Below are 18,591 nucleotides of genomic sequence, written 5' to 3' on the forward strand. Positions count from 1 at the left end.
GCGGTATGCGATAATCTGTGGTGTGCTTTGCCAGAAATCGTCTTAAACCAGAGGCAAGACGATTTTAAGGTTCCCCTTCAAGGTTTCCCCCATGACACTTCTGCAAATCACCTCGCTTCTGATCGTGCTCGCCGGCGCTTTTGGAGCGATCAACTACCTGTTTTTGAAACTGCCCTCCTCCATCGGCATTCTCGTCGTGGCCCTGATCGCCTCTCTCGCAGTGATCGGCCTCGACGTGATTTACCCCGCCTCTCAGGTCGAAGAGACCATCCGCGCCGAGGTCATGGCGATTGATTTCTCCGACGCGCTTTTGGAGGGGATGTTGGGACTGTTGCTCTTTGCAGGCGCGCTTCATGTGAAGGTCTCCGATCTCAGGGCGCAGTGGAAGCCGGTGTTTCTCATGGCGACCTTGGGCGTGGCGCTGTCCACGGCCGTCGTCGGCGCGGGCTTTAGCTGGCTGACCGGCATGCCTTTGTTGATTGCGCTGACCTTTGGAGCGCTCATTTCTCCGACAGATCCGGTGGCGGTGCTGGGGGTGTTGCGTCAGGCGTCCCTGCCCAAGAACCTCGAAACCAAGATCGCGGGCGAGAGCCTATTCAACGATGGCGTGGGCTATGTGGTCTATCTGGTGCTCGTCGGGCTGGCCTTTGCCGGCACAGGCCACGGGGAAAGCCACGGGCCCGAGAATGCCGTCGAAGGCGCGCTCTGGCTCTTTGCCCAAGAAGCCATCGGTGGTGCGCTCTTGGGCCTTGTACTGGGCTGGCTGACCTTTCGTGTGATGCGGTTGATTGATGACTACGCTTTGGAGGTGCTGATCACCTTGGGGCTTGCGTTTGGCGGCTATGAATTGGCAGTCGCGCTGCATGTCTCAGCACCGATCATGGCAGTCTGTGCCGGTCTTTTGATCGGGGATGTGGGCGCAAAATACGGCATGTCCGAAGAGACCCGCCGCTATGTCGATGCCTTCTGGAAGATGATCGACGAAATCCTGAACGCCATCCTCTTCCTGATGATCGGCTTTGAAGTCTTTGCCGTCGCGTTCGACACCACCTCCGTCATCGGCGGGCTCATGGCCATCGTGCTGGCACTCCTAGCGCGGCTCACGGCGGTGGCGATCCCGGTTCTGATGCTCAAACCCTTCTCGAATTTTTCGAAGGGCACCATTCCGATCATGACCTGGGGCGGGCTCAAAGGCGGGATTTCCGTCGCCCTCGCCCTGTCTTTGCCGGACAGCGAATGGAAGCCGCTGATCCTGACGGCGACCTATATCGTCGTGGTGTTTTCGATCATCGTCCAGGGCCTCACCGTCGCTGCCGTCGCCAAACGTGTCGGCCCTGAACCGGAGTTGGATGTATGACCCGCTACCTGACCTATGACGTCTTCACCGACCGCGCCTTCGGCGGCAATCCTCTGGCCGTGGTGCCCGACGCGGGTGCCCTGCCCGAAGAGCAGCTGCAAAAGATCGCGCGCGAGTTCAACTACTCTGAGACCGTGTTTCTCTTCCCGCCCGAGAACGCCGGGAACACCGCGCGGCTCAGGATTTTCACGCCGACGATGGAGATGCCCTTTGCCGGTCACCCGACCATCGGCGCGGCTGTGGCGCTCTCGGAACTTGGTCACGGGCCGGAGTTGCGGCTTGAATTGAAGGTCGGATTGATCACGGCGAAGGTGGCGGACGGCAAAGCGGAATTCACTGCCACCCAGCCACTGAAAACCTTTGCTCATCCCGACCCCGCTCTGGTCGCCAAAGCGCTGGGACTGGCAGAGAGCGATCTTAAATCCGCGCCGGTGATGGCGGGGATTGGGCTGCCCACGACATTCACAGAGCTAACCTCCCGCGCAGCTTTGGCGCGCATCACCTGCGATATTGCCACCTTTCGCGAAGGCCACGCCCGTTACCAGACGGAACATGATTTTGCTCAAGCGGCTTATTGGCGCGATGGTGATACGGTTCACATGCGCATGTTTGCACCTCTGGACAACATCCCCGAGGACCCCGCGACGGGCTCCGCTGCAGCCGCGCTTGGGCGTCTGTTCCAAGAGCGTGTCGGCAATGATGTCACGATGACAATCCATCAGGGCGACGATATGGGCCGCCCCTCGCGCATTTCGGTGCATGCGACACCCGACGGTGTCACCATCGGCGGTCAGGCGATCCGCATGATGGAGGGCACCCTAGTCTTTTAAGGCTCAGCCCGATTGAGGGCCGCAACAATTGCGAGCAATTCGCAAAAGCGGGCTGGACCAATCCGGCCCGTTTTTTTACTTTTAGGTCGAACACCTGAGCCGGAGTCCCCATGACCGACACGATCCTGACGCGTTGCGAGGCCAAAGGCCTGCGCCTGACAGAGCAACGCCGCGTCATCGCCTCTGTGCTCGAAGAGGCGGCGGATCACCCGGATGTCGAGGAGCTTTACGCCCGCGCCTCCGAAAAGGATCCGAAAATCTCGCTCGCCACAGTTTACCGCACGGTGAAGCTGTTCGAAGAGCGCGGCATTTTGGACAAGCTCGAATTCGGCGACGGACGCGCCCGCTATGAGGCGGCGGACCGGGCGCATCACGACCACCTGATCGATATGGAAACCGGGCAGGTCATCGAATTTGTCGACCCCGAAATCGAAGCGCTTCAGGAAAAGATCGCGGAGCGTCTTGGGTTCGATCTCAAAGGCCATCGCCTCGAACTTTTCGGCGTGCGCAAAAAGGGCTGACAAGAAAGGCTGAGTGGTTTCGCCCTCCCCCGTCTGCGGCTTTGGACGCCTCACAGAGCTTGCCGCTTGGGTGTCCTCCCCGCTAGGTCTGGGAAAACACTCAGGACCCACCATGCACAACCTCCGCGCCATTCTTATGATCATCGGCTCCATGGCCTTTTTCACCGTGGAGGACATGTTCATCAAACAGCTGTCCAAGACTTTGCCGGTGGGACAGGTGCTGTTGTGCGTCGCCTTCGGGGGCGCGAGCGCCTTTTTGATCTGGGCTTTGGTGCGTCGTGACCCGATCTTGGCGGCGCGCAACTGGCGTCCGGTGATCTTGCTGCGCGCTGCGACCGAAGCCGTGGCCTCCGTCTCCTTCGTCACCGCGCTGTCGCGGGTCGATATTTCCACGGTCGGCGCCGTGTTCCAATCCATGCCGCTGGTGGTCACGCTGGGCGCCGCGCTGTTTCTGGACGAGCGCGTCGGCTGGCGACGGTGGAGCGCGATTGGCGTGGGGTTTGCCGGCGTGTTGATGATCATCCGCCCGGGGCTGACGGCCTTTGAACCGCAGGTGCTTTGGGTGCTGATCACGGTCGCTGCCGTGGCCACGCGCGATCTAATGACACGAGTTATGGACGTGGCGGTGCCCTCCTCGGTGGTGTCGTTTCAGGCTTTCCTCGCCGTGATCCCGGCCGCAATGTTCAATCTCTGGATCTCCGGCGACAGCGCCGCCGCCTTTACCCCATCTTTAACCGCCATGACCCTCATGGCGATTTCCGCGGGCGTGCTGGGTTATGCGCTGATCGTTGCGGGCATGCGCATTGGCGATGCCTCCGCCGTCACACCGTTTCGCTATGCACGGCTCGTCTTCACGATGATTGGCGGCATTCTGGTCTTTGGCGAACGGCCCGACCTGATGACCTATCTCGGCTCTGCGCTGATCATCGCCTCCGGGCTCTACAGCTTCTTGCGCGAACGCAAACTCGCGCGGCTCGACCGCGAGACGCTGATCGCCGATCTCGAAGCGCCCCGGATTTGATCCCTGTTTTAGCGCCATTTTAGAATGCGCCGTTTTCAAAGAGTTGGCCGATGTTAGCGCATGGGTTGTTGACCTATACGCCCCGGCTGGTATCAAGCAGGCGACTGGCCCGCTTAACCAAATTGCAAAGGGACACCTTCAATGAGCACCATCATCGACATCATCGGTCGCGAAATTCTCGACAGCCGCGGCAATCCGACCGTGGAAGTGGACGTCATTCTTGAAGACGGCACCATGGGCCGCGCCGCTGTGCCGTCGGGCGCCTCGACCGGCGCCCACGAAGCCGTGGAAAAGCGCGACGGTGATAAGTCCCGCTATCTTGGCAAAGGCGTGCTCGAAGCTGTCGCCGCCGTGAACGGTGAGATTGCCGAAGCGCTCGTCGGCATGGACGCCACCGAACAAGAAGCCGTGGACGCCGTGATGATCGAGCTGGACGGCACGCCGAACAAAGGCCGCCTTGGCGCCAACGCCATTCTCGGCGTGTCGCTGGCCTGTGCGAAAGCCGCCGCTGACTATTCCGCCCTGCCGCTCTACCGCTACGTGGGTGGCTCCGCCGCACGCGTGTTGCCGGTTCCGATGATGAACATCATCAACGGCGGCGAGCATGCCGACAACCCGATCGATTTCCAGGAATTCATGATCATGCCTGTCTCGGCATCGAACGTGAAAGAAGCGATCCGCATGGGCGCCGAAGTGTTCCACACCCTGAAAAAAGAGCTTTCCGCCGCGGGCTACAACACCGGCATTGGCGACGAAGGGGGCTTTGCACCGAACATCTCCTCGACCCGTGAGGCGTTGGACTTCGTTCTCGCTGCGATCGAGAAAGCCGGCTACAAACCGGGCGAAGACATCTACCTCGCGCTCGATTGCGCCTCGACCGAATACTACGAGGGCGGCAAATACGAGATGAAGGGCGAAGGCAAATCGCTCACCTCCGAGGAAAACGCCGACTACCTCGTCGAGCTCTGCAACGACTACCCGATCATCTCCATCGAAGACGGCATGGCCGAGGACGATTGGGCCGGTTGGAAGCTTTTGACCGACAAACTCGGCGATAAAGTCCAGCTCGTGGGCGACGATCTCTTCGTGACCAACCCGGAGCGTCTGGCTTCTGGCATCGAGCAAGGCGTGGCGAACTCCATGCTGGTGAAAGTGAACCAGATCGGGTCCTTGTCCGAGACGCTCAAAGCCGTCGATATGGCCCACCGCGCGCGCTACACCAACGTGATGTCGCACCGCTCGGGCGAGACCGAAGACGCGACCATTGCTGACCTCGCCGTGGCCACCAACTGCGGCCAGATCAAAACCGGCTCCATGTCGCGCTCCGACCGGATGGCGAAATACAACCAGCTGATCCGCATCGAGGAACAACTGGGCGCAACGGCGGAATATGCTGGGACCTCGATCCTGAAGAAGTAATCTTCAACGCTTTACGAATTAGAGAAGCCCCGCCAGATTGGTGGGGCTTTTTGTTTTAGGGAGAATTATATGCGGCTTTGTTACTATACACCTTCGAAGCATTTGATTTCGACGCTTCAAAACAAGCATTTAAAGGTCTCTCGCTTCAACAAATGCAATGACATTTTCGAACTCGGAAACTTTCGTATTCCTTACGATACTGACTTGACGAAGCGCCAAGAAGCTCGCCGCCCAATTCGAGATTGGAGCAACCGAATGGACGCACAATACGGCCTTATATGTTTCTCAGATAACCATTACTCCCCTCTTATGTGGGCACATTATGCGGATCGAAACCGCGGAGCATGTTTAGTATTTGATTACCATCCCGAGAAATCGAGAGGAAAACTAGTTAGAGTCGAATACAAGGCGAGCCGCGAAGAAATCTTACCCGACGAGACCGTCGGTCTGCCTGAAACCAATATTTTTGGGCTAAGCGATGCAGAGCTTCAAAGATGCTTTGCAACCAAGCAAAGCCAATGGTCCTATGAAAAGGAGCATCGGCTAATCGTTAACCTCGAAGAGATGAAAACTGAGAGGGATAACCATTTCTTTGATTGGGGAAATTCTCTAAAATTAAAAGAAGTTTATGTAGGTTCTAATCCAAATATTTGCACGAAAGCTCTAGAGACATCTGTAGACGGACGCGTGATCCTAAAACAGAAAAGAGCGGGTTTCGGAGAATATCAAGTCGTTACCCAACAAGATAAAAAACTATGGAAAGCGGCAAAATGCTCCTCTAAAAGTTGCTGTTTGTCGAAGAAAAGTAACGATGAGGGCTGCGCCTAAACGGGCCTCAACATTGCCACCCTCCCCCCATTACTGCCCCATCATCCTTTCATGCACGGCCATCATTCCCCGTTCCGCCATATCCGACACTTCGCCCGCATGAACATGAAGTGCGGCGACAATCTCCGGATCGTCTGAGGTTTGCACCACCACAATCCCCTCCTCCGTCACCTCAATCTCCGTCTCAATCGCGCCGGTACGGGCAAAAAAGATGTTGAGCGTGGGGGATTGAACGAAGACCTGCGGGTCACGTCCCTCTTCCACCCGTGCGGTCATGCCGACGACGTGGCTCACGAGTGCGGCCATCACCTCAGGGTCAGTTGAACCGGTTACGGTCCGGATGCCGTTGGGGAGGTTTTCAACCTCACGGGTCAAAGTGGTGAAGCCCTTGAACATCACCTCCATCTCGCGGCTTTCCTGCACCGTTGCGTCCCGACCGCGCAGGCCCGGCATATTGATCTCGTCATGCCCCGTCGCGCCATGCATATGCGGGTCCGATTGCGCCATGATCATCTGAGGAAGGAGGCCAAAGGCCACAGAAAAAACCATAGAGAGGGCGGGTCTGCGCATGGGACGGTCCTAGGTCTTGTGGGTGTTTAAAATCTTGTAGCACAGGAAAGTTCACCAGCGCATCACGATCTGAACAGCTTGTAAATCCTGCGCGTCTGCGTCACCTTCCCGCCATGACCACAGCTTCCCTTTCCAGCCCGCTTCCCTGCCCACTTGAGGATGGCATCCACGAGTTGCCCTCCGGCAAGCTCGCCGCGATTGTCACCTATCTCGAAATGTTCGCCCGACCGGAACCGCGACCCGCGCCGGAGCAGCCGGGATTGGAACTGGTGCGTCATGAGGCGCCCGATCACGAATGGTATCGTGCGCTCTACCGTCGTGTGGGCGAGGATTGGCTTTGGTTTTCGCGGATGTATATGGCGGATGAGGCGCTTGCCGCGATCCTGACGCACCCGGATGTCGAGGTCTATTCCGTGCGGAAAGACGGCACGGACCTTGGGCTTCTCGAGTTGGATTTCCGTGATCCGGACAACACCGAACTGGCTTTTTTCGGTTTGGACGACAGCCTGATCGGGGGCGGCACCGGGCGGTGGTTGATGGAGCACGCGCTGGACAAGGCTTTTTCTCGCCCGATCAAACGGTTTTTTGTCCACACCTGCACCCTCGACAGCCCGCAGGCCGTGGGGTTCTACATCCGGTCGGGCTTTACCCCCTATGGCCGCGCCATCGAGGTGATGGATGATCCACGCATGAACGGCCCGCTTGCAGAAACCGCTGCGCCACAGATCCCGAGGATTTGAGCCAAATCGAATTCCCTCTTTCTTTTCCGTTTTCTCCAAAGGATGATCGGTCAAAGAGGAGGAATTGCTATGGGTCCAATCACCCGCGCAGAGAAACAGGTCGGCCTATTCACCGCGATCTATGTCATCGGGTTCACGCTTTGGTTCTTTGCCATCGGGAATTTCGAATTCGTGATCTATGTGTTGACCATGCTGATCCTGATCGGCCTGGTCGCTACCAGCCTGCGCAAGGTCGAATACCCTCCCTGTCTCCTCTGGGCGCTCACGCTTTGGGGGCTTTTGCACATGGCTGGCGGTGGCGTTCCGGTGAACGGGTCGGTACTCTATACGCTTGAACTGATCCCCTTTGTCAGCGATGGCGAAATGACCATTCTGAAATACGATCAGCTGGTCCATGCCTACGGCTTTGGTGTCGCCGCATGGCTGTTGTGGCACATCATGACCCACGCATTTCCCGTGCTCAAAGGCACGAAAACCGCCTTTGTCCTGCCGGTACTGGGCGCGATGGGGTTGGGCGCGCTCAATGAGATCATCGAATTTTCCGCCGTGCTTATGGTGCCGGACACCAATGTCGGCGGCTATATCAACACCGCGCTTGATCTTGTGTTCAATGCCATCGGAGCGGTGATCGCGATGATGATCGTCACCTCCGTCAAGCGCGACAGCTGATGCAAAAAGACCCCTCATTGAGGGGCCTTTTCATACAAGTTCACCTTTTAAAACCGTACAGGATCACTGGTTACTGAAAACGGGGTTTAGGGGCATTTCGCCGTGTAGTAGGTGCCGTCGCCGTTGGAGTAGGCACAGGTCGCAGCACTTGCGTCCTTGGCGACAAGAGCGCCGGCAGCAGCACCGCCCAAGGTGGCCAGAACGGTCCATTCATCGTTGGAACCAAGCGCATCAGCGGTGATGTAGCCCAGACCAGCACCGGCAGCAGCGCCCATCGCGGTGCTCGTGTCGGTGTTGCTCATCTGACAAGCGGCGAGCGTCGGCGCGGCAAAGGCCATCGCCAGAAGGATTTTCTTGGACATGGAAGTCTCCCGTTGATCTTATTGCTGTGGGATCAACCTCGGCGCCGCCGAAATGGTTCCTAAAAAAGTGACCAAAACGTAAAAAATCGTGAGAGAAATCAAGGCAAGCATCTGAAATCATGATAAAAGAACTTTCCGCAGACGAGATCATCGTGAAGCTCGATCTGGCCCCACACCCCGAAGGTGGGCACTATCGCCAGACCTGGATCGCCGAAACCGAAGAGGACGCACGCGCCACAGGGACTTGCATCTATTTCCTGCTCAAGGCGGGCGAGCAAAGCCATTGGCACCGGGTCGATGCCGCGGAAATCTGGCACTACTATGCGGGCGCCCCTTTGGTGCTCTCAATGGCGGAAACTGCGGCAGGCCCTGCGCGAGATGTGATCCTCGGGCCGAATTTGGCGACCGGCGAAACGCCCCAGCTGATCGTGCCGCCACATCATTGGCAGGCGGCCAAGACGACCGGGGACTGGACCCTTGTTGGCTGCACGGTCTCACCCGGATTTCGGTTCGAAGGATTCGAATTGGCGCCGGAGGGTTTCGACATTCCGCGTGCCTGATTAGTGCCTTGCGTGAGATAGTTTCGAGTTACGGGGAATACTGTCGCATTATTCCCCACAGATTTCGCTAAATGGTAAGGTTTTCCAGACTGGCTTAAAAATGACGTTAGGTTAACTTAAACGTGTTAACCAGTGTCGGGGGGGGAACCAGTGACCACACGTTTTCCCATTGTTCCGAGTTTTGGACCCGGCAGATTTGCGTCTCGCAAACTGTCGGGTTTCGTTCTCCTCCCATTTTCTCCTTCCGGACTTTAAGGGCTTAGCGATCACTCCGCAGTCGCAGACGCGACATCTGGCCGCGAGATACGCCCACCCCCGATCGCCGCACGCACACCCGTGGTCGAAGGCGCAGATGTCGGCATCCCATACATCACCCGCACCGCAAGATAGGCGAAAGCCTGCGCCTCAAGCATATCGCCATCAAGCCCCACGTCTTCGACCGGCAGGACGGGACACTCTACCCCCGCTTTGAGCATCGTCATAAGCGTCGCGTTGTGCCGCCCGCCGCCGGTGACATAGAGCGCCGAGGGTGGCGTCGGGCAATGGTCCATGGCGCGCGCAACAGAGGCGGCAGCAAAGGCGGTCAGGGTGGCGGCGGCATTCGCGTCGGAGAGCGGTTCGACCGCCTCGAGAACCCCGTGAAAATCGTTCCGGTCCAGAGATTTCGGAGGCATCTTGTAAAAATAGGGATGTTCCAGCCCCTGCGCCACGATCTCCATCTCCGGCTGCCCCGTGGAGGCAAGTGCGCCATTAGCGTCATGGGTTTCGCCCCGACGCGCGCGCATCAGATCGTTGACCGGCGCGTTCGCAGGACCAGTATCGAAGGCCAGCAACGCACCCGTCGCAGCAGGATCCGCCGCAGTTGGGTCAACCCAAGTGAGATTGCCGACACCCCCGAGATTGAGAAACACCACCGGCGCGGTGGCACCGATGTAGCGCGCCAAAGCGTGATGGTAGAACGGCGCCAGAGGCGCGCCCTGCCCGCCCATTTCGACATCCGAGGAGCGGAAATCCCAAACGACGGGAACCCCCGTGACCTCCGCCAAAACCGACCCGTCGCCCGCTTGATAGGTCCGCCCCTCGTCGGGCGCGTGGTTTAAGGTCTGGCCATGAAAGCCGATCAACTCAAAGCCCTCAAGCCCGGACAAGGCCTCGGCGTGCGCCGTCTCGATCAGCTCGGTCAGCTCATTCGAGGCCTGCCAGGTGCCAAGTTCGGCGCGGAACATCTCTTGCTCAGGCTCCGAATAGCCGCGAAACGTACTCTCGCCGAACTCGAAAATTTCGACACCATCGGTTTTCAACACCGCCACATCCACCCCGTCCAGAGACGTGCCGGACATACATCCGGCGGCCCAGATCGGAGACTTCTTACCCTGACTGCTCATCACACTCTTTCCCTTTGGTGCGCACCCCGATATATCAGGCCCCGCTGACCCTTTGAACGGAAAATGTGACAGATGACCTACCATCCCAAATCGGAATTCCTGCGCGTGATCATCGAGCGCGGGTTCTTGGCCGATTGCACCAATTTGCAAGAGCTGGACGACGCGCTGAACAACGGGATGGTGACCGCCTATATCGGCTATGACGCCACGGCGAAATCGCTGCACGTCGGGCATCTGTTGAACATCATGCTGCTGCGCTGGTTCCAGAAGACCGGCAACAAGCCGATTACGCTGATGGGCGGCGGCACGACGAAGGTGGGCGATCCGTCTTTCCGCTCCGACGAGCGCCCGTTGTTGGGGCCGGAACAGATCGACGAGAACATCGCGGGCATGCAGCAGGTGTTCGACCGCTACCTCGATTACGCGGATGAGGGCAACGGCGCGCTGATGCGCAACAACTCCGAGTGGCTCGACGCGTTGAACTACCTTGATTTCCTGCGCGACATCGGGCGGCATTTCTCGGTCAACCGAATGTTGTCGTTTGAGAGCGTGAAATCGCGTCTGGATCGAGAGCAATCGCTGTCCTTCCTCGAATTCAACTACATGATTTTGCAGGCGTATGACTTCCTTGAGCTAAACCGCCGTTATGGCTGTCTCTTGCAGATGGGTGGCTCGGATCAGTGGGGCAATATCGTCAACGGCATCGACCTGACGCGTCGTGTGCTCGACAATGAAATCTACGGCCTGACCACTCCGCTTCTGACCACCTCGGATGGCCGCAAGATGGGCAAATCCCAAGGCGGCGCGGTCTGGCTCAATGCCGATATGCTGTCGCCCTACGAGTTCTGGCAGTTCTGGCGCAACACCACGGACGCCGACACCGGCCGCTTCCTCAAGCTCTACACCGATCTGCCGGTCGAAGAGTGCGAGCGTCTAGGCGCGCTTGAAGGCTCCGAGATCAACGAAGCCAAGATCATTCTCGCCAATGAAGTCACCTCGCTTCTGCACGGCGTCGAGGCTGCGCAGGCGGCAGAGGCCACCGCGCGCGAAGTGTTCGAGAAAGGCGGCGTGGGCGATGACCTTCCGACCGTGGAACTGGCGGCGTCCGACATCGGCGACGGCATTTCCATCGTGCAGCTTTTCGTTAAATCCGGCCTCGCCGACAGCGGCAAAGCAGCGAAGCGCCTCTTTGCCGAGGGCGGCGCCAAGGTGAATGACGAAGATCACAAAGATGCTGGCCTCTTGGTCACCACCGAGATGCTCAAAGAGCCGATGAAACTCTCAGCGGGCAAAAAGCGCCACGCTTTGGTGGTTTGCAAGGGCTAAGGCCCTGTTCGAGCAACGACACAAAACAAAACCGCGCAGCATTTGCGCGGTTTTGTGATATTAAATGACCCTGATATTCATGGATTTTTTGCGTTTTTGGGCGCAGAATACACGCATGAAGAGAGTCGCTTTCCTTCCCCTTGTTCTTATGGGCCTCGTCAACACGGCGCAGGCACAGTCTTTTGACGCCGGCCAATGGATCACCGGCGACGGCTGGATCGCGCTTGGCGCCTCCACCGTCGACACAAAAGATGCGTGGCTCGGGGGCGATGGCACTTGGACGACCGCTTGGGACGGGCTTGGGCTCAGCTTCGGGGCATTCGGCACCTTGGGTCGCGAACATGAAACCTACGCAGCGCTGAGCTATAGCCTCAGTTCCGGCGCCCGGTTCGAGATCGGCAACCCCCGCCCTGCTTATGATCAATTCGCCCGACCGCTGCTCTCTGACGTGATGCTGCCGGAAGCGCTGATGCGCACCGACACGGGTTTTAGCCGCCTGACCGACGGCACGATCACCGAGGACGACTATCTGCCCTATGGCGTGAGCTATCAAAACGCAGGCATCGCGACCTCTCTGCATTATGTCGATGAGTATGACGCCACGGTGCTGGGTCTCGGCGGCGCGTGGCAGAGCGGCGCATGGCAGTTCGAAGTGGCGCTGGAATATGTTGATGGCGACACGAATGACGCCAACGCCAAGCTACAAGGGCGCTATGAATTGGGAGCGGGCGAGATGTCCGGCACGCTGTCCTACAATGAGGCCAACGACGCCCCTGCGGCGGTGGAACTGGCCTATCGCCACCAAGTGACGGATAGACTGTCTTTGACCGAGCTGATCTCCGTGCCCTTCGAGGAACCGGAAGACGGCGTGGCGCTTTTGGGGGCGAATATCTACCTGCGCGGCTCGACATCTTTGGACCTGTCGGGCGGCTATGGCGCGGGGGATGGATTGGCCTCTGCCGCGCTCAGGTTCGAGTTTTAAATCCGAAAGACAGACATGAAAAAGGGCGCCCGAGAGCGCCCTTTTCTATTGATGGACAGTTACAACTCAGTCCGTAACGGTGACAGACGTCATCACATCCGGCTCACCGATGACGGCGCCGTTCGGACCGGTGCCGCGTTTGATCTGATTTACCACATCCATGCCCGAGGTCACCTTGCCGACCACGGTGTATTGACCGTCGAGATGCGGCGCGGGGGCGAACATGATAAAGAACTGCGCATTGGCGGAGTTCGGGTTCTGGCTTCGCGCCATGCCAACGACGCCGGTGTCAAAGGACTGATCCGAGAACTCAGCCTTCAGGTCGGGATAGGTCGACCCACCGCGCCCGGCCATTTGCATCGAGAAATCGGCTGCGCCCATCTTGCCATATTGCACATCGCCGGTCTGGGCCATGAAGCCGTCGATCACGCGGTGAAATACAACATTGTCATAGGCGCCTTCGTTGGCGAGCTTGGTGATTTGTTCGACATGGCCCGGAGCCACATCATCGAACAGGTCGATATGGACAACGCCATTGGCCTCACCCGAGACGGTGATGTCGAGACCGGTTGCAAAAGCCGGCCCCGCCGCCAGAGCGGCGATCAGGGTGAGCGATTTAAGCATCGGCGGCCACTTTCATGGAGATCATCGCATCCGGATACATCGGCGGCTCGCCACGGGTGATCTTGTCGACGGCGTCCATGCCGGAGATCACGCGGCCATAGACCGTGTACTGACGGTTCAGGAAGTGGTTGTCGGAAAAGTTGATGAAGAACTGCGAGTTGGCGGAGTTCGGGTTTTGCGAACGCGCCGCACCGATGGTGCCGCGATCATGCGGAATGCCGGAGAATTCGGCCGGAAGATCCGGCAGATCAGAGCCGCCGGTGCCTGCGCGACGCAGCTCGAAATCCTTGTTTTGGTTGCCGAATTTCACGTCGCCGGTCTGCGCCATGAAACCGTCGATCACGCGATGGAACACCACGCCGTCATAAGCGCCGGAACGGGCCAGTTCTTTCATCCGCTCGCAATGCTTAGGCGCGATGTCGGGCAGAAGCTCAATGACCACTTCGCCGCCTTCGAGCGTGATGATGATCGTGTTTTCAGGGTCTTTGATGTCGGCCATGACTGGCTCCTCCGAATAGAAAACCGTCTGCAAAACGGTCAAAATTTGCCGCAGTTTAATCTGCGTAGAGGGCAAGGGAAAGGGCGATCTCGCCTCTCCTTTCCCGGATCGCGCCCGTGAGCGGTCACGGCGGTTGACGAAGCGGTGATCAGAGTTCAAACAAGTGTCAGATGTCAAAACCTCCCCGAAAGGACCGACTGCTATGGCTTGGAAAACCCTCGATGATATGGAGCTGGCCGGCAAGGTCGTGCTGACCCGCGTGGACATCAACGTGCCCGTGGCCGATGGCAAGGTGACCGACGCCACGCGGATCGAGCGGATCAAGCCGACCATCGACGATATTCTGGAAAAAGGCGGCAAACCGGTGCTTTTGGCGCATTTCGGTCGTCCGAAAGGTCAGGTCGTGCCGGAGATGAGCCTCGGGCTGATCAAGGATGCTGTGGCCGAGGTTCTGGGTGTGCCGGTCACATTCGCGAGCGACTGCATCGGCGGCCCGGCGAAAGAAGCGGTGGCCAATCTGGGCGCAGGCGAGGTTTTGCTTTTGGAAAACACGCGCTTTCATGAGGGCGAGACCAAGAACGACGGCCAATTCGCCGCCTCCCTCGCGGCACTTGGCGATGTTTACGTCAACGACGCTTTCTCTGCGGCGCACCGCGCGCATGGCTCGACCGAAGGTGTGGCAAAGCTTCTGCCGGCGTGCGCCGGTCGGTTGATGCAGGCTGAGCTTTCGGCACTCGAAGCCGCGCTGGCGACCCCTGATCGCCCGGTCGTCGCCGTGGTCGGCGGCGCGAAAGTGTCTACCAAACTTGACCTGCTGGGCAATCTGGTGCGCAAGGTCGATTATCTGATCATCGGCGGCGGCATGGCCAATACGTTCCTTGCCGCCGAGGGCGTCGATGTGGGCAAATCGCTCTGCGAACACGATCTGGCTGACACCGCACGCGAGATCATCAAGAAGGCCGATGAGGCCGGGTGCGAAATCGTGCTGCCGGTGGATGTGGTCATCGCCCGCGAGTTTAAGGCAAATGCCGAAAACGAAGTCGTTCCGGTGACCGAATGCCCGGCAGATGCGATGATTTTCGATGCCGGTCCGAAATCCGTCGAGCGCATCGGCGAGATCATTGAGGGCGCCAAGACCCTGATCATGAACGGGCCGCTGGGCGTGTTTGAACTGGAGCCTTTCGGCAAGGGAACCTTTGCGATGATCGACAAGATCGCCGAGCAAACCAAGGCTGGCGCTCTGGTGTCGGTCGCGGGTGGCGGCGACACGGTGGCTTCGATCAACGCCTCGGGCCACGGCGAAGATTTCACCTACATCTCGACCGCGGGCGGTGCGTTCCTCGAATGGATGGAAGGCAAGGAATTGCCCGGGGTTGTAGCCCTCGACTAAACATCAAGGCCCGCCGAGTTTGGCGGGCCTTTTCATTTCCGCCCAGCCTCTTCTTGATACAAAAAGCGGCCCTGAAAGGCGCATTTGCGCTGTATCAAGACGTTGCCGGGAAAAGCGGCATAGCGTGCCGTCGAGACAAGCCCTGCGCGCCACCTGCAAGAGATTCCAGAAAGTTAGCGCCACCAAGATTGCGACAGACCGCCGGGCAAGGTAACTCGGTGAGTGAGAACTGAAAGCCCTCGGGACCGAGGGGGATTTGAGTCAAAAAGAGGAATGAGATGTCTATTCAAGAAATGACCGCCAAAATGGGCGAAGGCCAAGGCTTCATCGCAGCACTTGACCAATCGGGGGGCTCCACGCCCAAGGCGCTCAAACTCTACGGCGTCGAGGAAAGCGAGTATTCTGGTGACGACGAGATGTTCGACATGGTGCACGCCATGCGCTCGCGCATCATCCAGTCGCCGTCTTTTACTGGCGACAAGGTGATCGGCGCGATCCTCTTTGAGATGACCATGGACCGCGAAGTGGGCGGCAAACCGACCTCTCTGTTCCTCTGGGAAGACAAAGGCGTGGTGCCTTTTCTCAAGATCGACAAGGGGCTCGAATCTGAAGCCAATGGCGTCCAACTGATGAAGCCGATGCCGGGTCTCGATGACCTTTTGGCACGTGCCGCCAAGCTCAAGGTCTTTGGCACGAAAGAGCGTTCGGTGATCAACGCCGCCAATCCGGAAGGCATCAAGGCCGTCGTGGACCAACAATTCGAGATCGGCGAACAGGTAATCAAGGCCGGTCTGATGCCGATCCTTGAGCCAGAAGTGACCATCACCATCGCGGACAAAGCCGAGGCAGAAGCGATCCTGCGCGAAGAAATCCTCAAGCATCTCGACGCCATGGACGAAAGCAAACAGGTCATGCTGAAGCTGTCCCTGCCGACCGAGGCCAACTTTTACAAGCCGCTGGTGGACCACCCGCGCGTGTTGAAGGTCGTGGCTCTGTCGGGCGGTTACGGTCGCGATGAGGCCAATGACATCCTGTCGAAAAACACCGGCATGATCGCGTCCTTCTCCCGCGCTCTATCCGAAGGCCTGAACGCCAAGCAAAGCGACGCGGAGTTTGACGCCACGCTGAAAGCCGCAGTCGACAGCATCCAGGCGGCCTCCATCGCAGGCTGATCTGCGCCGAAGAAGTTTCTCGATAGGGCGTCCCAGATGGGGCGCCCTTTTCGCATGTAAAACGCGCTCCCCCACGCCCTGAGTTCGGCCCATCCACGTCCTTCGCCTCGCAAAAACGAGGTGAGTCGCGCCGCCCACGCCCCGCCACAAGCCCGAAAGAGGTGGGAAAGATATGTGCATTTCCTCACTGGAACCCGGTCGCGAAAACCCTGTAACACTTTTACGAACATATATGCTGCATTTGCGAAATCACATCGCCGTTTCATCAGCGTAAATCCGCATCCTGCGCATAGAATCCCACTTGCGCGATGGACAAAAAAGGTCAAAAGGCGTTGAGATTAGGAGGAATTCCGCCCGCATTAAGCAGCATTCCGCCAGAGACACCCTAAGATTGGCATTTTGTGCTGCACAGCAAAATTGACGCCCTATTTACCCTCCAGACCCTGACATCACGGAGTGCCAGTTTGACGATTCCCGCCGGTTCCGCCGCAACCCTTGAGACTTCCCCTGACAATCTGCGCCGCCGCCGGTTTCTATCGGCTATGGCAGGCTCCGTTGCCCTCTCTGCGGTAATGCCCTCTTTGCTCTTGGCCCAAGAGGCCGAAGTTCCTGCGACCGAGGCTCCTAACGTAGAGCCCGCACCTGCGGAACCTGTCGCGGCCCCCGAGTTTCCGCCTTTCAGCTTTGATGCACTCTCTGAGGAGATGCGCAAAGCGGCCGGTGAGAATTGGCACGAGGCGGAGAAGATCGAGGGCGCGCTCGCGGGGCTCGATTACGATGCTTACCAACGCATCCGCTTCCGCCCCGACCACGCCCGCTGGCAGGATGAAGGACAGGCCTTCCGGCTGCACGCCTTTCACCTCGGGTGGCTGTTCAAAGAACCGGTGCATATTTTTGAGATCGTGGATGGCCGTGCCCAGCCGATGGAGTTCTCCACCCATGACTTCGAATATGGTGGCAATGTCAGCGAACAGATCCCCGAAGACACGCCGATGCCGGGTGTTGCGGGCTTTCGCCTGCACAACCCGCTCAACCGCGCCGATATTTTCGACGAGCTGATCGCATTCCTGGGCGCGAGCTATTTCCGCGCTCTGGGTCGGGGGACGGTCTACGGCCTCTCCGCACGTGGGCTCGCGGTCAACACCGCCATGCAGGGCGGCGAGGAATTTCCGCGCTTTACCGATTTCTGGATCGAACGTCCGATGCCGGGCGCCCATCAGATCACGGTCTATGCCGCCCTCGACAGCCAATCCGTGACCGGCGCTTACCGCTTTGTCATCACCCCCGGTGAGGACACCGAGATGGAGGTCTCCGCCCGGCTGTTCCTGCGCGAAAAGACCGACCAGATCGGCATCGCGCCGCTCACCTCAATGTATCTCTTCGGCGGGGCCGATCCGCGCGGCTTCGACGATTTCCGCGCCTCTGTGCATGACAGCGAATATCTCGTGCTCAACACCCGAGGCGGCGAGACTTTCCTACGCGCTCTAAACAACCCGCCGCGTCTGGCGAGTTCTTATCTGGGCGCGGAGAACCCGCTGTCTTTCGGCCTCGTCCAGCGCAGCCGCAATTTCGACGATTACCTCGACGCGCAGGCGCATTACGAACGCCGCCCGTCCTTGATGGTTGAGCCGATTGGCGATTGGGGCAAGGGCACCGTGCGCTTGGTGGAAATCCCGTCGAAACTTGAGGGCAATGACAATATCGTCGCATTCTGGGTTCCAGACGGAAAGTTCGACAAAGGCGCGGCGCTTGAATATGCCTACCGGCTGCACTGGGGCATGGACCCCAAAGGGGACCGCAGCGTCGATCGCGCCCGCATCCTGCGCACCCGCGTGGGCGAAGGCGGCGTGGCCGGCGTCGAACAGAAAAGCGATACCCGCAAGTTCGTGATCGATTTCGGGGGCGGCGCTCTGTCGACCCTGCCTGCCGATGCCGTGCTTGTACCCGAAGTCAACAGCGGCCGTGGTGTCATCACGCAGGCGATCGTGAGCAAGATCAGCGGCACAGACATCTGGCGCCTTGTGATCGAGGCCAAGACCGATCCCGGTAGCGTGGCGGAACTAAAAGCGGCCCTCGCGGGTTATGGACAGACTTTGACGGAAACGTGGCTTTACCAATGGATGAGGGAATGACTGTGACGCGAGCTTCTCAACAGACCGAATTTGATATGGGCACTGATATGAACCCCGACGCACATCTGGATGCGGCTCAAAATTGGCTGCCGCCCGAGGCACCGCTTGAGATGCCGCGCCAGGTTCTTGAGCGCGAAACTCGGCGCACCGAATGGCCCCGCCTTCTGCGCCTGATCCTGCCCGGCAAAGCCGTCTGAGGCCGAG

Annotated in this window: 20 protein-coding genes; 15 read left to right on the top strand and 5 right to left on the bottom strand. The window is 58.9% G+C overall.

Annotated features, from left to right (window positions below; translation table 11 throughout):
- The first annotated feature begins 91 nt into the window (after positions 1-91).
- From J5Y17_RS08215 to J5Y17_RS08240, 6 genes are all read left to right on the top strand, one after another.
- Positions 92-1,357: a sodium:proton antiporter gene (locus J5Y17_RS08215; RefSeq protein WP_219784750.1), complete on the top strand. Its 1,266-nt coding sequence runs from the start codon at positions 92-94 to the stop codon at positions 1,355-1,357.
- Positions 1,354-2,187 carry a PhzF family phenazine biosynthesis protein gene (locus tag J5Y17_RS08220; protein WP_219784751.1) on the top strand — a complete coding sequence of 278 codons (834 nt, stop codon included), beginning with the start codon at positions 1,354-1,356 and terminating at the stop codon, positions 2,185-2,187. The genes J5Y17_RS08215 and J5Y17_RS08220 overlap by 4 nt, the downstream gene beginning before the upstream one ends.
- Positions 2,188-2,297: 110 nt before the next feature.
- Positions 2,298-2,708: a Fur family transcriptional regulator gene (locus J5Y17_RS08225; RefSeq protein WP_219784752.1), complete on the top strand. Its 411-nt coding sequence runs from the start codon at positions 2,298-2,300 to the stop codon at positions 2,706-2,708.
- A gap of 112 nt (positions 2,709-2,820) precedes the next feature.
- Positions 2,821-3,729, top strand: coding sequence for a DMT family transporter (locus J5Y17_RS08230; RefSeq protein ID WP_219784753.1), 909 nt, complete (start codon positions 2,821-2,823; stop codon positions 3,727-3,729).
- Between the two features lie 141 nt (positions 3,730-3,870).
- Complete coding sequence (eno, locus tag J5Y17_RS08235) at positions 3,871-5,148, top strand: phosphopyruvate hydratase (protein WP_219784754.1); 1,278 nt, start codon at positions 3,871-3,873, stop codon at positions 5,146-5,148.
- A gap of 69 nt (positions 5,149-5,217) precedes the next feature.
- Positions 5,218-5,976 carry a DUF2971 domain-containing protein gene (locus J5Y17_RS08240; RefSeq protein ID WP_219784755.1) on the top strand — a complete coding sequence of 253 codons (759 nt, stop codon included), beginning with the start codon at positions 5,218-5,220 and terminating at the stop codon, positions 5,974-5,976.
- Positions 5,977-6,006: 30 nt separating this feature from the next.
- On the opposite strand, the gene J5Y17_RS08245 is transcribed toward J5Y17_RS08240, so the two are convergent.
- Positions 6,007-6,546, bottom strand: coding sequence for a hypothetical protein (locus tag J5Y17_RS08245; RefSeq protein WP_255571962.1), 540 nt, complete (start codon positions 6,544-6,546; stop codon positions 6,007-6,009).
- Positions 6,547-6,659: 113 nt separating this feature from the next.
- Here J5Y17_RS08245 and J5Y17_RS08250 point away from each other — a divergent pair, with 113 nt between their 5' ends.
- Both J5Y17_RS08250 and J5Y17_RS08255 read left to right on the top strand, forming a co-directional pair.
- A complete protein-coding gene (locus J5Y17_RS08250) occupies positions 6,660-7,286 on the top strand; it encodes a GNAT family N-acetyltransferase (RefSeq protein ID WP_219784756.1) in 627 nt (208 codons plus the stop codon).
- A 69-nt stretch (positions 7,287-7,355) separates the two neighbouring features.
- Positions 7,356-7,955, top strand: coding sequence for a DUF2238 domain-containing protein (locus J5Y17_RS08255; RefSeq protein WP_255571963.1), 600 nt, complete (start codon positions 7,356-7,358; stop codon positions 7,953-7,955).
- Positions 7,956-8,041: 86 nt separating this feature from the next.
- Here J5Y17_RS08255 and J5Y17_RS08260 read toward each other — a convergent pair whose 3' ends face one another.
- On the bottom strand, positions 8,042-8,317 hold the full coding sequence (locus tag J5Y17_RS08260; RefSeq protein WP_219784757.1) for a glycine zipper 2TM domain-containing protein: 276 nt from the start codon (positions 8,315-8,317) through the stop codon (positions 8,042-8,044).
- A gap of 119 nt (positions 8,318-8,436) precedes the next feature.
- On the opposite strand from J5Y17_RS08260, the gene J5Y17_RS08265 reads away from it, so the two are divergent.
- Positions 8,437-8,877, top strand: a complete 441-nt coding sequence (locus J5Y17_RS08265; RefSeq protein WP_219784758.1) for a cupin domain-containing protein — start codon at positions 8,437-8,439, stop codon at positions 8,875-8,877.
- 266 nt (positions 8,878-9,143) lie between these two features.
- Here J5Y17_RS08265 and J5Y17_RS08270 read toward each other — a convergent pair whose 3' ends face one another.
- Positions 9,144-10,262, bottom strand: a complete 1,119-nt coding sequence (locus J5Y17_RS08270) for an anhydro-N-acetylmuramic acid kinase (RefSeq protein ID WP_219784759.1) — start codon at positions 10,260-10,262, stop codon at positions 9,144-9,146.
- Positions 10,263-10,334: 72 nt separating this feature from the next.
- Here J5Y17_RS08270 and tyrS point away from each other — a divergent pair, with 72 nt between their 5' ends.
- Entirely contained in the window at positions 10,335-11,588 is a 1,254-nt protein-coding gene (tyrS, locus tag J5Y17_RS08275) for a tyrosine--tRNA ligase (protein WP_219784760.1), read from the top strand.
- A 115-nt stretch (positions 11,589-11,703) separates the two neighbouring features.
- Positions 11,704-12,570: a hypothetical protein gene (locus J5Y17_RS08280; protein WP_219784761.1), complete on the top strand. Its 867-nt coding sequence runs from the start codon at positions 11,704-11,706 to the stop codon at positions 12,568-12,570.
- Between the two features lie 66 nt (positions 12,571-12,636).
- On the opposite strand, the gene J5Y17_RS08285 is transcribed toward J5Y17_RS08280, so the two are convergent.
- Together J5Y17_RS08285 and J5Y17_RS08290 are read right to left on the bottom strand one after the other, a co-directional pair.
- Positions 12,637-13,194, bottom strand: coding sequence for a peptidylprolyl isomerase (locus tag J5Y17_RS08285; protein ID WP_219784762.1), 558 nt, complete (start codon positions 13,192-13,194; stop codon positions 12,637-12,639).
- Positions 13,187-13,693: a peptidylprolyl isomerase gene (locus J5Y17_RS08290; RefSeq protein ID WP_219784763.1), complete on the bottom strand. Its 507-nt coding sequence runs from the start codon at positions 13,691-13,693 to the stop codon at positions 13,187-13,189. The genes J5Y17_RS08285 and J5Y17_RS08290 overlap by 8 nt, the downstream gene beginning before the upstream one ends.
- Positions 13,694-13,895: 202 nt before the next feature.
- Here J5Y17_RS08290 and pgk point away from each other — a divergent pair, with 202 nt between their 5' ends.
- The 4 genes from pgk to J5Y17_RS08310 all read left to right on the top strand — a co-directional run bounded on the left by pgk (position 13,896) and on the right by J5Y17_RS08310 (position 18,584).
- Positions 13,896-15,083, top strand: coding sequence for a phosphoglycerate kinase (gene pgk, locus J5Y17_RS08295; RefSeq protein ID WP_219784764.1), 1,188 nt, complete (start codon positions 13,896-13,898; stop codon positions 15,081-15,083).
- A 278-nt stretch (positions 15,084-15,361) separates the two neighbouring features.
- Positions 15,362-16,255, top strand: coding sequence for a fructose bisphosphate aldolase (locus tag J5Y17_RS08300; protein WP_219784765.1), 894 nt, complete (start codon positions 15,362-15,364; stop codon positions 16,253-16,255).
- Positions 16,256-16,797: 542 nt separating this feature from the next.
- Positions 16,798-18,387, top strand: a complete 1,590-nt coding sequence (locus tag J5Y17_RS08305) for a glucan biosynthesis protein (RefSeq protein WP_219784850.1) — start codon at positions 16,798-16,800, stop codon at positions 18,385-18,387.
- Complete coding sequence (locus J5Y17_RS08310) at positions 18,384-18,584, top strand: hypothetical protein (protein ID WP_219784766.1); 201 nt, start codon at positions 18,384-18,386, stop codon at positions 18,582-18,584. The genes J5Y17_RS08305 and J5Y17_RS08310 overlap by 4 nt, the downstream gene beginning before the upstream one ends.
- The last annotated feature ends 7 nt before the right edge of the window (positions 18,585-18,591 follow it).

This window comes from Celeribacter sp. PS-C1 (assembly GCF_019429625.1).
GTDB lineage: Bacteria > Pseudomonadota > Alphaproteobacteria > Rhodobacterales > Rhodobacteraceae > Celeribacter.

Coding starts and splice junctions, on each gene's coding strand:
- J5Y17_RS08290 (WP_219784763.1), bottom strand. CDS start 13,693: ATGGCCGACATCAAAGACCCTGAAAACACGATCATCATCACGCTCGAA.
- J5Y17_RS08285 (WP_219784762.1), bottom strand. CDS start 13,194: ATGCTTAAATCGCTCACCCTGATCGCCGCTCTGGCGGCGGGGCCGGCT.
- J5Y17_RS08265 (WP_219784758.1), top strand. CDS start 8,437: ATGATAAAAGAACTTTCCGCAGACGAGATCATCGTGAAGCTCGATCTG.
- J5Y17_RS08280 (WP_219784761.1), top strand. CDS start 11,704: ATGAAGAGAGTCGCTTTCCTTCCCCTTGTTCTTATGGGCCTCGTCAAC.
- J5Y17_RS08310 (WP_219784766.1), top strand. CDS start 18,384: ATGACTGTGACGCGAGCTTCTCAACAGACCGAATTTGATATGGGCACT.
- J5Y17_RS08270 (WP_219784759.1), bottom strand. CDS start 10,262: ATGAGCAGTCAGGGTAAGAAGTCTCCGATCTGGGCCGCCGGATGTATG.
- J5Y17_RS08215 (WP_219784750.1), top strand. CDS start 92: ATGACACTTCTGCAAATCACCTCGCTTCTGATCGTGCTCGCCGGCGCT.
- J5Y17_RS08245 (WP_255571962.1), bottom strand. CDS start 6,546: ATGCGCAGACCCGCCCTCTCTATGGTTTTTTCTGTGGCCTTTGGCCTC.
- J5Y17_RS08225 (WP_219784752.1), top strand. CDS start 2,298: ATGACCGACACGATCCTGACGCGTTGCGAGGCCAAAGGCCTGCGCCTG.
- J5Y17_RS08300 (WP_219784765.1), top strand. CDS start 15,362: ATGTCTATTCAAGAAATGACCGCCAAAATGGGCGAAGGCCAAGGCTTC.
- J5Y17_RS08220 (WP_219784751.1), top strand. CDS start 1,354: ATGACCCGCTACCTGACCTATGACGTCTTCACCGACCGCGCCTTCGGC.
- tyrS (WP_219784760.1), top strand. CDS start 10,335: ATGACCTACCATCCCAAATCGGAATTCCTGCGCGTGATCATCGAGCGC.
- J5Y17_RS08250 (WP_219784756.1), top strand. CDS start 6,660: ATGACCACAGCTTCCCTTTCCAGCCCGCTTCCCTGCCCACTTGAGGAT.
- J5Y17_RS08255 (WP_255571963.1), top strand. CDS start 7,356: ATGGGTCCAATCACCCGCGCAGAGAAACAGGTCGGCCTATTCACCGCG.
- J5Y17_RS08240 (WP_219784755.1), top strand. CDS start 5,218: ATGCGGCTTTGTTACTATACACCTTCGAAGCATTTGATTTCGACGCTT.
- eno (WP_219784754.1), top strand. CDS start 3,871: ATGAGCACCATCATCGACATCATCGGTCGCGAAATTCTCGACAGCCGC.
- J5Y17_RS08260 (WP_219784757.1), bottom strand. CDS start 8,317: ATGTCCAAGAAAATCCTTCTGGCGATGGCCTTTGCCGCGCCGACGCTC.
- J5Y17_RS08230 (WP_219784753.1), top strand. CDS start 2,821: ATGCACAACCTCCGCGCCATTCTTATGATCATCGGCTCCATGGCCTTT.
- pgk (WP_219784764.1), top strand. CDS start 13,896: ATGGCTTGGAAAACCCTCGATGATATGGAGCTGGCCGGCAAGGTCGTG.
- J5Y17_RS08305 (WP_219784850.1), top strand. CDS start 16,798: ATGGCAGGCTCCGTTGCCCTCTCTGCGGTAATGCCCTCTTTGCTCTTG.